The sequence below is a fragment of the Scytonema hankhaensis NUACC26 genome (assembly GCF_045865695.1).
Classification (GTDB): Bacteria; Cyanobacteriota; Cyanobacteriia; order Cyanobacteriales; family Nostocaceae; genus Scytonema.
In genome coordinates, this window is sequence record NZ_BAACAP010000227.1 from 40,556 (window position 1) to 54,033 (window position 13,478).

The following is a 13,478-nucleotide window of genomic DNA, read 5'->3' on the forward strand; positions in this document are numbered from 1 at the left end:
GTTACAGACTACCGATTAACTGCGGCTGCTTCTCGCGCTGCAGTTGCTTGGTCGGGGTGAATTCCCAAACGGGTGAGATTAATCCTACCCTTGTTGTCAATCTCCCGCACTTTGACAATCACTTCATCACCAACTGCAACTTCATCTTCAACTTTACCAACGCGATAGTCCGCAAGTTGAGAAATGTGAATCATACCTTCTTTACCAGGTAAGAATTCCACAAACGCACCAATTGGTATAATACGTGTCACGCGACCTGCGTAAACATCACCTTCGTTGAGCTTTCTCGTCATACCTTGGATAATATTACGCGCTCTTTTCGCCTTGTTTTCATCAAGGGCAGAAATCGTCACCGTACCATCATCTTCGATATCAATTTTTGCTCCTGTCTCTTCAGTAATGCCCTTAATTGTCTTACCTCCAGGTCCAATAACCAAACCAATGGTATCCGGATCGATCCGAATGGTCATCAGACGTGGTGCAAAAGGTGACATTTCTGTGCGCGGTTGGTCGATGGTCTGGAGCATTTTCTCCAGAATGTGCAACCGTGCTGCTTTTGCTTGGTGGACAGCTTGGGCAATAACTTCTAAGGGCAAACCGGAGATTTTCATATCCATTTGTAAGGCAGTAATCCCACTATCTGTCCCGGCGACTTTAAAGTCCATGTCGCCTAAAAAGTCTTCGATTCCTTGAATATCAGTAAGAACTCGAACTTCCTCACCTTCTTTGATCAAACCCATTGCTGCACCACTGACGGGTTTAGAAATGGGAACACCAGCATCCATTAATGCGAGTGTGGAACCGCATACGGAACCCATTGAGGTAGAACCGTTGGAAGAAAGGACTTCTGAAACGACTCGAATGACGTAAGGAAATTGTTCTTTTGGTGGTAGAACTGGCAACAAAGATCTTTCTGCAAGTGCTCCATGACCGATTTCCCTCCGACCGGGCGCACGTAAGGGTTTGGTTTCCCCTACGGAGAACGGTGGGAAGTTATAATGGTGCATATAACGCTTTTGTTGGTCTTGCTGCAAGTCATCGCTGAGGTATTGCATATCTCCCGGCGTACCAAGAGTACAAGCAGACAGTACTTGAGTCAGACCTCGGTTGAACAACCCGCTTCCATGAACTCTCTTGGGTAAAAGATCCACCAGACAAGACACGGGGCGAACTTCATCTAGTTTGCGTCCATCAACCCGAACGTTGTCTTCGATGATTTGACGGCGCATGAACTTTTTGGTCAAATCCTTAAAGTTATTGTCAACCGCTTTGTCTGCTTTTGCGGCAATGCGAATGGAGTCTTCCTCAGATAGTTCCGCGATCGCACTTTCAATGGTAGCTTTAACTTCATCTAAAGCTGCATCGCGCTGTGTTTTGTCCAAATCAAATTGTGACAGGATTTTCTTAATATCTTCGGTTGCCCGTTCGCGTATAAAGTTCTCTAAGGTTGAGTCTACCTCTGGAGGTTCTTTTGTTATGATTTCTAACCCAAGTTCCGCAATCAAGTCTTGCTGTGCCTCGATCAGGTCTTGTACTGCTTCATAACCAAACTCAATTGCCTCAATAATGTCCCTTTCTGGCAATTGATTCGCTCCTGCTTCCACCATGATGACACCATCTGGCGAACCAGCTACAATTAAGTCCAAATCGCCGGCTTCTATTTCCGCATACGTGGGGTTAATGATAAAGTCATCACCGACTAACCCAACCCTGACTGCTGCCATTGGTCCGTTAAATGGTATTTTGGCAATAATTGTAGCGATAGAAGCACCTGTAACTGCTAGCACATCGGGTGGTACTAACTCATCCATGGACAGAGTTAGTGCAACAACTTGCAAATCGTCACGCAACCAAGACGGGAATAAAGGACGTAAAGGACGGTCAATCAAACGGCTGGTCAGAGTTGCTCTTTCTGGCGGACGCCCTTCTCGGCGTAGCATGCCCCCAGGAATTCTACCTGCTGCATACAGTCTTTCTTCATAATCTACCGTTAGGGGGAGGAAATCGATGCCTTCTCTGGCTTTCGAACTTGTAGCCGTCACTAAAACTGCTGTATCCCCAGATTGTATCAACACCGATCCACCAGATTGGGGAGCTAATTGACCCACCTTCAGCCGAATATCCCGTCCGTCAAAGGATATTGACTTTTCAAATTCTCCCATTCAGTTTTTTTTCCTTCTATTTTCGCTATCTCTCTCTGTGGCAATCCTAACATTTATGCACTAAGGCTGGTGTCAGTTGCACACAAAGATAAACAAGTGTAACCATTCCTATTACTGAATGTAAATTCGGAACTCAATAAGTAAGTCTATGACAACTTTGGAGTTGTTCGATGTAAAATAAGAATTTGCGTGTATGCGATCGCCCAATGGAAAAGGGGCTGGTTAAATTCTAGTGGAGTGAGCTAAAATCCCCGCTGGAAGTACACCATACGCCCTACTGTAAATTCCCGCAACTAGAGTATTGGGAGAGGATCGAACCAAAAAATTTTGGTAAAAGATTCAACAAGTTCAAAAGTTAGTTCGGTAAAAATCTGAGAATTTGTCAAATGGCAATTTTACACGGTAGTTGGTTAATAAAGGATCGGGGTAGCTGTTTATTTATTTGGGGAGAAACTTGGCGGACTCTTGAAACTGGTGTTTGTAGGGATTTATCACGCGCAGAAGTCCCACAGCACCCATTGGCAATGACACCAGTGGAATTATACGAGTGGTTGCGAACGCATAACATAGCTATAGAAGCGCTCAACACAACGTCCCCACAAAATGGGCACAAAACAACCGATAATGGGCGGAGACGAAAATCCACAGAAACCACCATCAATTTACCAACTGACAGTCAGATTGTTGCCTTACCAACTAGTATTCAAAATGAAGAGGAAGCCCTATCGATTTCTCCAGCACATTCTGCCACATTAGGTACAGATGACAATGACACCCCGAAATATTTACAACCTTGGAAAGTAGAGGGCTTTTGTCTCAACCCCGAAGCCGCTACAAAATTTCTCACTTCTCTCCCCCTCAATATAAGTGACGAGGCAAGTCACTTTCGAGGAGGGGATTTACGTTTTTGGGGACAAATTGCTCGTTGGAGTTTGGATCTCATTTCTCGCTGTAAGTTTTTGCCTGTACTTCAACAGCAATCCGAGAATACTACAGTTGCTAAATGGCAAGCACTCCTAGATAGCGCCCAAGATGGAACTCGTTTGGAAAAGTTTTCTCAGTTAATGCCATTGGCTTGTCGGATGTATCGATTGGGGAACTCGGGGCCCCCTCTGGGGATAAGGGGCAATGGCGATTGGGGATTGGCGATTGGGGAAGGTTTGTATTCTCCAGTTTATGTTGATTTGCCAATTGAACCGCAAGAGTTGCTATTAGATTTTCTTAACAGTGCGGTAGATGCCCAAATACGAGGGATGGTAGGTTATCAACCGCCTGTGGAAGCTAGGATTATGGCATCTGTTCCATCCACAATACGACAGTGGTTGCATTCTCTAACGGCTGTAACTAATACAATCAGTGGGGATTCATTTGGGGTAGAACGACTAGAGGCGGCACTGAAGGCTTGGACTTTGCCCTTACAATATCAAATGGGGGCAAAACATCAATTTCGCACCTGTTTTGTATTGCGACCTCCAGAATTAAACCAGCAAGATTGGATTTTGGCGTATTATCTCCAAGCTGCTGACGATCCCAAGTTTTTGCTAGATGCAGCCACAATTTGGAACCAATCTGTAGAGAAGTTGGTTTATCAAAACCGGACGATTGAACAACCACAAGAAACTTTTTTGCGGGGTTTAGGCTTAGCTTCGCGATTTTATTCACCTATTGCATCGAGTTTAGAAACTCCAAATCCTGAATTTTGTCGCCTCAATCCCGTGCAAGCCTATGAGTTTATTAAATCAACGGTGTGGCGTTTTGAGGATAGCGGTTTGGGAGTGGTTTTGCCTCCTACTTTGGAAAATAAAGGCACTATCGCAAATCGTTTGGGTTTGAAAATTAGCGCTCAAACACCAAAGAAAGCAAAGGAACGTTTGGGTTTGCAAAGTTTATTAAATTTTAAGTGGGAATTGGCAATTGGCGGTCAAACTCTTTCTAAAGCGGAATTTGACAAACTAGTGGCATTAAACAGCCCTTTGGTAGAGATTAACGGCGAATGGGTAGAATTGCGATCGCAAGATATCAAAACAGCACAAACCTTTTTTGCTTCTCGCAAAGAACAAATGGCTTTGTCTTTAGAAGATGCTTTGCGAATTAGTATGGGTGACACTCAGGTGATTGAAAAGTTACCAGTGGTTAGCTTTGAAGCATCTGGGGCATTGCAAGAACTCGTTACGACTTTAACAAATAACAAAGCTGTCGAAACAATTCCAGCGCCTGCAAGCTTCCAAGGAAAATTACGTCCCTATCAAGAACGTGGCGTGGCGTGGCTTGCTTTCTTAGAACGTTGGGGCTTGGGTGCTTGTTTGGCGGACGATATGGGACTGGGGAAAACGATAGAACTCATTGCCTTCGTTCTCCATCTAAAAGAGCAAGAAGCATTGGAAAATCCAACTCTACTGGTTTGCCCAACATCAGTATTAGGAAACTGGGAACGAGAGGTCAAAAAATTTGCTCCTAACTTGAAAGTTTTACAATATCACGGTGACAAGCGACCCAAGGGAAAAGCATTTGCAGAAGTGGCGAAAAAGCACGATTTAATTATTACTAGTTACTCCTTGGTTCATCGCGATGTAAAGTCTTTGCAAGGAGTTTCTTGGCAAATGATTGTTTTGGATGAAGCTCAAAACGTAAAAAATGCTGAGGCAAAACAGTCACAAGCAGTGCGGCAATTGGAAGCAACATTTCGCATCGCTTTAACGGGAACGCCAGTCGAAAATAGATTGCAAGAATTGTGGTCAATATTAGATTTTCTCAATCCCGGATATTTGGGCAACAAACAATTTTTCCAACGACGCTTTGCGATTCCTATTGAGAAATATGGCGATACTGCTTCCTTAACTCAGTTGCGTTCGTTAGTTCAGCCCTTTATCCTTCGTCGCTTGAAAACCGATCGGGAAATTATTCAAGATTTACCAGAAAAACAGGAAATGACTGTCTTTTGTGGGTTGACAGCCGAACAAGCAGAACTTTATCAAAAAGTTGTAGAAGATTCTCTAGGTGAAATAGATTCAGCCGAAGGTTTGCAACGTCGGGGAATGATTTTAGCTTTGTTAAGTAAGCTCAAACAAATTTGTAATCATCCCGCACACTATTTGAAGCAGAACTCTTTGGTAAAACACCATTCCGGTAAACTTCAACGTTTGGAAGAAATGCTAGATGTTGCGATCGCAGGAGGCGACCGTGCTTTAATATTTACTCAATTTGCCGAGTGGGGTAAGTTACTTCAACCCTATTTAGAAAAGCAATTAAAGAGAGAAGCATTGTTTTTATATGGTAGTACCAGTAAAAAACAACGAGAGGAAATGATTGACCGTTTCCAACACGACCCCCAGGGACCGCCAGTGATGATTCTCTCATTAAAAGCTGGAGGAGTGGGATTAAATTTAACAAGAGCAAACCACGTTTTCCACTTTGATAGATGGTGGAATCCAGCAGTGGAAAATCAGGCAACAGATAGAGTTTTTCGTATCGGTCAAACACGAAACGTACAGGTACATAAATTTGTTTGTACTGGGACTCTTGAGGAGAAAATTCACGACATGATTGAAAGTAAAAAACAACTTGCAGAACAAGTTGTCGGTGCGGGAGAAGATTGGTTAACAGAAATGGATACCAATCAACTCCGTAACTTATTACTTCTCGATCGCAATGCTGTCATAGAAGAAGATGAAGAGTAATTGAAAAATTATGCAATCAAATCAAACACTCCAAGCAAGTAGAGAATGGTGGTCGCAAAGGTGGCTGGATTTGTTAGATTCCTATCGGTTTAAAAAGCGGTTGGAACGTGGCAGAATCTATGCACGTGAGGGAAACGTTCTTAGTATTGAATTTAAAGGTGCAAGGGTTTTAGCTAAAGTTCAAGGAAGTGAGCCAGAACCTTATAAAGTTTCTCTTTCCCTCAACCCCTTTAGTAATGAGGAATGGGGTTTTGTGGCTGAAACTATGTCTAAAAAGGCAATTTTTCCTGCTAAGTTGTTGGCAGGCGAAATGCCACAAAATATAGAAGAGGTTTTTACTGCCAATGGTCTTTCTCTCTTCCCTTTTACTTTGTCAGATGTTCACAGTAAATGTTCTTGTCCTGATAAAGCAAATCCATGCAAACACGTTGCTGCTGTATATTATCAGTTAGGCGATCGCTTTAGTGAAGATCCGTTTGTCCTGTTCCAATTACGAGGACGTACCAAAGACCAGATTATTCGTAGTTTACGTGAATTACGTAGCGATGGCAAGATAGAGACAGTAAACACAGAGAATGAGGAAACTCAGCGCGATGAGTCCCGACATACTACTTCCGTACCAGCATTGAGTTCTTTTTGGGAATACAATGAACCCCTAGAATCTTCTCTAGTGGTGATTGCACCTTCAAGTAGCGAAACTGTTTTGGATGCTTTAGGAGAAATTCCTCTGGCTAAAGAAGAAGAAAAAACAGCAAACTTGACAGTTGCTGATGTCGTGATGAAATACTTAGATACAGTTTATAAAGATGTCAGCCAGAAAGCTTTTCTAGCTGCTATGAACATTGGAGGGGGATGAGGAAAAAATTTTACTTAATACTTTAGCGATATTGACTTATAGTGATTGAATGGTAAGGAGGCATAATCATCCAGTAAAGCCAAAATGGAACTTCAAACCAAAATTATTACAGTAGAACTTGCTGATGGTACAAGTGTTCGAGTGGAAGCTATACAGATAGGCGATCGTAAGATTAATTTTCAGTCTCGACCTTTTGAGGAAGTTACAACTGCTATTGAATCTCTAACGAAGGAAATTGCAGAGTCAGTGCGTAAGGTTAAGCCAGATAGAGCGACTGTGAAATTTGGGGTTGATATTGCTGTTGAATCTGGTAAATTGACTGCTTTAGTGGTGAAGGGTGCAAGTAATGCCAATATCGAGATTACCTTAGAATGGGGTCAGTAAATAAAAATGCCCTATAATTTTTACCCCACCCTAACCCTCCCCTTATAAAGGGGAGGGAACTAAATTTCTCTTAATTTCCCCCCTTTACAAGGGGGGACTAAGGGGGGTAATGATATGATTCAAATGACAAACCAACTACTTTTAAAATATCCTCTCAAAAATACTGTTTAAGTATATACGTAATTGCTGCTGAAAATGGTGTAAACCGTCCGCTTGAATCTCGCTTATCGTAAGCTTGAGTTAACAATTGTATTTCTTCGCCTGTTAACCCATCAGTCGCTTGCAGTACTGCATCAATAGCTGCGCGTCTTAACTTTCTTAACTTATTAATGTCAAGTGCGAGTTTTTGAATAGTAGTTTTCGCAGGTGCTTGCTTTTGTGGCTCATCAATTGGCAGAATTTCTCCAGAACCAGAATATTTAAAATAATCAGGACAATTTGGATCTAAAGGAGAAATCATGAGTTCCTCATCAAACCACGCCTGTTTTTTGTGTCCGCAATGTACTGGTACGCGAGGTCTGTCTTCATCTTCTCCTTGACATGAAGCGATGAGATTTGTATATTCAAATGTGAGATGTTTGTATACACTCTTGGGTCTATAGTGTTCTATATGACATTGCTTTCTACTAATGGGTCTACCACAGTAACAACAAATATAACCTTGTTCTTGTAGAAGAGAGAAATACACATCATCTTTCACGCCTTTGGAGAAAGATTTCCAGTCAGGTATTCGACTCCCACGCTTCAAATTCCATTTGGTTAAGCTGTCTGGTTCTCGGCTTTTTTGAATATATTTCATCTGTTTAAAATTTCCTTGCGGCGGATCAGTACATCTGCTCGGACAAATTCTGGATCGTCTTCTCCGATTTCATCTGCTAAATTTTGGCGTAATTGTTTGGCACTATCCAGATTCCCTCCATCGATCAATCTGAAGAGACGATCCAAACCATCTTTAATTTGTTGAGGTCTTTCAGCAACACCCATAATGTCTTCTAAAATAGTATTGCTATCCCTACCAAAAGAACTTTCTGGCTGTCGGGCTTCGATACCTTCAGATGTTGTTTCTAGAAGAAAGACGTTATCAGCTTGAACGTGACTGACAACTTGTGGTGAGTGGGTTGTGATAATAAATTGACAATTGGGGAATGTTCTGGTTAAAGCAGGAATAATTTCTCTTTGCCATTTTGGATGTAGATGGAGTTCAATTTCATCCACTAAAACAACACCGTTTCCTTGAAGTGGATTGTCTAAACCTGGATTGGCAATTGCTAAGCGTCTTGCTAAATCTCCCACTAAGGCTAGCAAACATTTTTCGCCATCAGATAATTGACTGACGATGAATTCTCTACCTTGTTTTTTAACAGTCATGCGTAAAGGATCTCGCCCTACACGCAAGTCAGAAAAATCTGGTTGCATGGAAGAAACTGCATTTCTCACCGCTTCTAACTGTTTGTCTCGAAGTTCGGAATTATCTCGCCGCAACTCATTTTCTAAATCTTCGCGATTTCGGAACCATTCAAAAAAGCCTTTGAAGTCAATTCTTCCACCAGTTAATGCTTGGTCGTAAGCATTTCTTTGTTGAAAAGAAAATGTTTCAGCAATTTCTAAAGGCATATCAAGAACTGCTCGATTGACTGGATAGTAAATTGCTAAGGGTATGCTAGCATTCTCGTCTGCTACCAACTGATTTCTGATTGCGTTAGCTGCTTTTTCTAAATCTTCTAGAAAATCTTCGCTTGTTTCCTGACCTTCTATTTGATTGAAGTCTTCTAATAGGGATTCCAAAACCAGTTTTAAACTTTTCTGTCCTACCCGCTTTTGTAAAGGTTGCTCTCTCTTATCTAGGAAAGCTTTGATTTCTTCAAGTTTTCTCGCTGCTGAACTTTCAGGAGATTGTTCTTGTGCTCTAATCTCACTTAAAGACCAGGTTAAATCTTGTCTTTCAGTTAGAGAAATGACGATCTCAATTTTAGTTTCTTGACTGCCATTGGTTATATCTTCTTCGCTTAAAGAACGCATAAATTCTATGGAATCTTGAATTCGTCCTGTCATCTGAGACAAAAGAATTGCAAGACAATCAAGGATACTGGATTTTCCTACACCATTGACACCGATAAGTACAGTTGGACCCGTTTCACAAAAATCCAACGTTAGATCGCCGATTCCACGGAAAGAAGACATTTTTAGGTGCTTGACTTTCATAGCAGATCTCAAGTTAATATAATCCCTTTATCAAAAACGCGGTTATCGCTGTCGATACCACTGATTTCTATTCTATCTGGATAAACCTCAACAGCAGCAAAACTTAGTTTTGATGCAGAATAATCTGTCCAATCGGAATGTCCAACAGGACGAGTTCCCGCACCTCCACCACAAATTAAATATGTTGTTCCGTTAATAACTTTTGTTCTTTCATAATGGTGTTCGTGACCGTTAATATAGAGTTGGACTCTATATTTTTGAAAGAGTGGAGTGAAGATTTTTATAAAATTTGGATTACTACCATAAACACCCGATGCATAAATCGGATGATGACCGTATACAATTTTCCAAGTCGCGTTAGAACGAATTAATTCGTTCTCTAACCATATTAACTGATTTTTCCAATCGGCATTGTCGTTGGTATCTAAAGCGAAAAATTGTATGCGATCGCGACGAAAAGTGTAGAAGCGCCCCAATATATTAAAGTTAACATATTTCATTTGAGGGTTGCCATTTTCCGTGCGAATATCATGATTTCCTAAAACAGCTTGAAATTTCACGCCTTTTTGAAGCAAGGATGCATAGGGACGCTCAAAAACTTCATTAATTTTTTCAATTTCGCCGTTAGTATATATATTATCTCCTGCCAGTAGAATGAGATCGTAAGGCTTTTGGCTGTGATATTTAGTCATTGCTCTAGCTACAGAATACTGACCGCTATCTCCGGTTCCTGTATCTGCAACAGAGACAAAACGAAGCAACAAATCTTTTGTTTTTGGTTGAGCAGAGACGACTGTATTTGCTACGGCAGCACTATGAGTATAATTGCGATTTTGACGACCTAAAAGACCAAGAATACCTGCACCAAGGGTACTTAAACTACCAAAAAAGAGAAATTGACGACGTTTTAGTTTCATGAAATTGGGTTAGTGGTTAGTAGCGTAGGATAGGCGTCTCGCCTGTCATCGTTAGTTGACAAATGACCAATGACAAATGACAAATGACAAATGACAAATGACAATATAAATTTCAATCAATATAACATTTGCCCGGAAGAAAATTTATGGGCTACAAAGGTTACTACCCAAACGATTGATACAAGAAGATTTTTCTTCAGACGTTAACTCATTCCATTCCACATCTCGGCGTAAAACGATACCATTATGACTATTTAAAAAACGCGGTAATTGCTCGTACTGAATAACTTTTAATGTTTGAATATCATAAGTTGTATAAGTAGTTAATTCTGGTGAATTAAAGTTAATATCTAGCACAGTTAAAGATTTCAAACGACGAGGGGTAGTGTCAATTAATGGTCGAGGACCAGAACCGAGAAGCCCTAAGTGGAGTAGCTGTAAGTTACCGCGATGTCCGGGATAGTAAGCGTGCTGGTGACCGCTAATATAGGTGTGTACCTTGTACCTTTCTAGCATTGCCCGCAGTCGATCTGCATTATCCATGACGTTTCCCGGATCGTTACGACCAACCGCAATTCCGTATAAAGGCAAATGACCGAGTAAAACTCTCATTTTGGCTGCTTGAGCTTTGGAACTAGCAAGAGTTTTTTCGACCCATTGCAGCTTTTCTTGTGGAATGCGGCTAGAAGAACCATCCCACACCAGGAAAAATATATCTTTGTACTCAAAAGAGTAGTAAAAAGGAAATTCAAAACGGTCAACAAATTGAACTCCAGGGTCGTGTTTGGGATTATTCCAGTACTCTGTTGCTAAGTCTCGCTCTTTTTGGTAAATAAAATTACCCTTGGCTCCTAACGAGCTTGAAGCATCATGATTACCAATGGTAAAACCAAAAGGAAGCTTGGCACGGCGGAGAGGGGCTGCAATGTGGTTATCAAAAGCAGCCCACATTGCCCGGATTTGTTGTTCTGATAGGGTAGCTTTTTGTCCAGCAACCATGTCTCCACCGCATAGAACGAGATCCGGTTGCCAAAAGGGAATTAACGCTATGCCCTTATCCACTTCTGGATCGTAGTCGGTGGAACCATAAGCGCTATTGAGGTCGCTGATTGCTAACAAACGCACATCGCCACGCTTTGGATTGAACAAACCATCCAATCCCGCACTTTTGACAATGGCAGCTGTTTCTGGAGGTAAAGATGACTGTGAAACAGTTTGAGGTTGAGTTTGGGAAACATTAGTTTCAAGCGATCGCTGTACTGTAACAGGTATTTGTGGCGATTTAACTGATTGACAGGCATGCAATGCAAAACAAAGACACAACCCCAAAGTAATTCCAAAAAAGATTTGAGGAAAAAACTGCCGAAAACGCATTAGGTTTCGAGTCCAAGAATAATTTCATGGACTACCATAACCTATCTGTCGCGAGAAAATTTATCGAGCTGCTAACCAAGCTTGTAAATCAGCCACACTTGTAAAATCTAAAAGTGCTTCGCTCAATTCTTCCACAACAGGTAAGGGTAAATTGGAAATTTGTTGGCGCAATTCCAATGAAAGTTCTCCAAAGCGCTTGTTCAACAGTCGGATAACGAGATTGACTGTCGCTTCCACGCGACCTTCTTCCTTGATTTCTCGATAAACTCGCGTTTCCTGCAATGTGATTCCTAGCATAGACTCTATCTCCCTAGGGCTAAATTGTTCAAACTTATACACCATGATTGTTGTCACCATCTCTATTATGGCGCGAGTTGATGGTTGAGATTGTTCTTGACGGGTTCCGGTTAACAAATATCTTGCTTCTTCAATGGCTTGTTCATCCTCTATGGTTGTCAGTACCATCAGTGCTACTCATAAGGGTAACTGACGAATATTTCCCAACTCGTTTAAGTACACCCGATGTACTTGGTCGCTGTTGAGCAATGCACGATAGGGATAGCTATCGCTTTGTTCGATACTGCGTGACGGATAAATTACCACTGCTTGCCAATCGCTAAATCTGTCGCGGTTGCGGTAGAAATAGAGTGAAGATTCCGCACATAAGCGTTCGTAAAGTCTTTCATCTTTTTGAAATTGTACCTCACAAAAATAAACCACTCCTGCACCTTGATTTTCTGGTGGGAGAAACACACCATCAATTTCAAATTTCGGTTCTTTGACAGCAACAGAATCAAATTGATAAGTACCTGCATTGTTTGGAGAATTTGTCAATAGTTCAAAGAGTAAAGTTGGGGATTGTTGAAACAGTTTGTAAAAGATCGAGTCTCGACGCATAAGGGATTTACTGATGAAGCTGTTTGATGACAACGCATTCAACAGTTTATCCCCTTCAGTCATCAGTTTTAAAAAGAATTGTTATTCTTTGAAAAAGAAATATAAACCTAAATACTCTCAGGCGATCGCATCTTTAATTGACGACTTAATTTAGGGACTTCCAAATAAAAAAATATACAATTTTCTCTTGTGGTGCGAAGAGCAGCGCCGTGCGGGGGTTCCCCCCGTTGAGGCGACTGCGGGGCGTCCCGCCCGCCAATAGTATAGAACGGGCGTCCTCGCCCGTTCCACAAGATGAATAATTTATTTCTTGGAAATCCCTTATCGAGCTGCTAACCAAGCTTGTAAATCAGCTACTGCAACTACACGCTTATGAAATTATCTTACAAGTCATTAACCAAACATAGGTTAACTCATGGCTGTAGCGGTTCAACTGTTTGCTGTAGAACGCTTAATAACCAGTTTGCAGCTGTTGCTCTGCGAGTTTGTCGAGGTCCAAACTCACCAATTTTATAACCCTTAAAGCCTAGTTTTTCCTTCAAAAGTTGTTTGTTCTCTGGTGGAATGGAACGAGTCAGCTTGACTGTTGCAGGGCGACTTTCAATAAAATTAGGTGGTTCGGGATACTCATCTCGCCACTCAGGTGTAACTTGCGTATTGTCCCACTGCTCAGTTGACGAGTCATAGTGATAGCCCAAGGAGTACCAGACTAACTGATTGACTGTAGCGTCATCAATTTCTTCATTGAGAATTGCCCAAATAGTTTCTGTCGTAAGAGGTGGCAAATTAGACATGGGTGCTTAAACGATGGAAAATGACAAAAAAGGTAGCGGGGAACGGGGAACAGAAATTACCCCTGTAAAAAAACGTGTGTTGTTGGTCTAGAACCGCATTAAAAAAAGGTGTTTTCCGAGCATAGAGTGGGCAAGGAAAAGAGTTCCTCTAAAACCAATTTTAAACAAGAATGGGACACATAGGAATCATAAATAATTTATAAAAAATTTTCAAT

10 protein-coding genes and 1 pseudogene are annotated in these 13,478 nt (G+C 41.5%); 4 read left to right on the top strand and 7 right to left on the bottom strand.

What is annotated here, in order from left to right; genetic code table 11:
* Nucleotides 1–8: 8 nt before the first annotated feature.
* On the bottom strand, nt 9–2,162 hold the full coding sequence (locus ACKTT2_RS33380) for a polyribonucleotide nucleotidyltransferase (protein ID WP_407894873.1): 2,154 nt from the start codon (nt 2,160–2,162) through the stop codon (nt 9–11).
* A gap of 386 nt (nt 2,163–2,548) precedes the next feature.
* Here ACKTT2_RS33380 and ACKTT2_RS33385 point away from each other — a divergent pair, with 386 nt between their 5' ends.
* From ACKTT2_RS33385 to ACKTT2_RS33395, 3 genes are all read left to right on the top strand, one after another.
* Entirely contained in the window at nt 2,549–5,839 is a 3,291-nt protein-coding gene (locus ACKTT2_RS33385; RefSeq protein WP_407894875.1) for a sll1366 family intein-prone helicase, read from the top strand.
* Nucleotides 5,840–5,849: 10 nt separating this feature from the next.
* Entirely contained in the window at nt 5,850–6,695 is an 846-nt protein-coding gene (locus tag ACKTT2_RS33390; RefSeq protein ID WP_407894876.1) for an SWIM zinc finger family protein, read from the top strand.
* A gap of 84 nt (nt 6,696–6,779) precedes the next feature.
* On the top strand, nt 6,780–7,079 hold the full coding sequence (locus tag ACKTT2_RS33395) for a CU044_2847 family protein (RefSeq protein WP_407894878.1): 300 nt from the start codon (nt 6,780–6,782) through the stop codon (nt 7,077–7,079).
* Nucleotides 7,080–7,233: 154 nt separating this feature from the next.
* Here ACKTT2_RS33395 and ACKTT2_RS33400 read toward each other — a convergent pair whose 3' ends face one another.
* The 5 genes and pseudogenes from ACKTT2_RS33400 to ACKTT2_RS33420 form a co-directional block, all read right to left on the bottom strand.
* Nucleotides 7,234–7,878: a retron system putative HNH endonuclease gene (locus ACKTT2_RS33400; protein ID WP_407894879.1), complete on the bottom strand. Its 645-nt coding sequence runs from the start codon at nt 7,876–7,878 to the stop codon at nt 7,234–7,236.
* Complete coding sequence (locus ACKTT2_RS33405; RefSeq protein WP_407894881.1) at nt 7,875–9,281, bottom strand: AAA family ATPase; 1,407 nt, start codon at nt 9,279–9,281, stop codon at nt 7,875–7,877. The genes ACKTT2_RS33400 and ACKTT2_RS33405 overlap by 4 nt, the downstream gene beginning before the upstream one ends.
* A gap of 8 nt (nt 9,282–9,289) precedes the next feature.
* Nucleotides 9,290–10,198: a metallophosphoesterase family protein gene (locus ACKTT2_RS33410; protein ID WP_407894883.1), complete on the bottom strand. Its 909-nt coding sequence runs from the start codon at nt 10,196–10,198 to the stop codon at nt 9,290–9,292.
* Nucleotides 10,199–10,342: 144 nt separating this feature from the next.
* The gene (locus ACKTT2_RS33415) at nt 10,343–11,572 is read right to left on the bottom strand and encodes a metallophosphoesterase family protein (protein WP_407894885.1); all 1,230 of its coding nucleotides are present in this window, start codon (nt 11,570–11,572) and stop codon (nt 10,343–10,345) included.
* A gap of 60 nt (nt 11,573–11,632) precedes the next feature.
* A pseudogene (locus ACKTT2_RS33420) lies at nt 11,633–12,469 on the bottom strand (Rpn family recombination-promoting nuclease/putative transposase).
* A 13-nt stretch (nt 12,470–12,482) separates the two neighbouring features.
* Between ACKTT2_RS33420 and ACKTT2_RS33425 the strand changes: the two are divergent.
* The gene (locus ACKTT2_RS33425) at nt 12,483–12,623 is read left to right on the top strand and encodes a hypothetical protein (protein WP_407894887.1); all 141 of its coding nucleotides are present in this window, start codon (nt 12,483–12,485) and stop codon (nt 12,621–12,623) included.
* Nucleotides 12,624–12,882: 259 nt separating this feature from the next.
* Here ACKTT2_RS33425 and ACKTT2_RS33430 read toward each other — a convergent pair whose 3' ends face one another.
* Complete coding sequence (locus ACKTT2_RS33430; protein WP_407894889.1) at nt 12,883–13,263, bottom strand: DUF1823 family protein; 381 nt, start codon at nt 13,261–13,263, stop codon at nt 12,883–12,885.
* Nucleotides 13,264–13,478 lie beyond the last annotated feature (215 nt).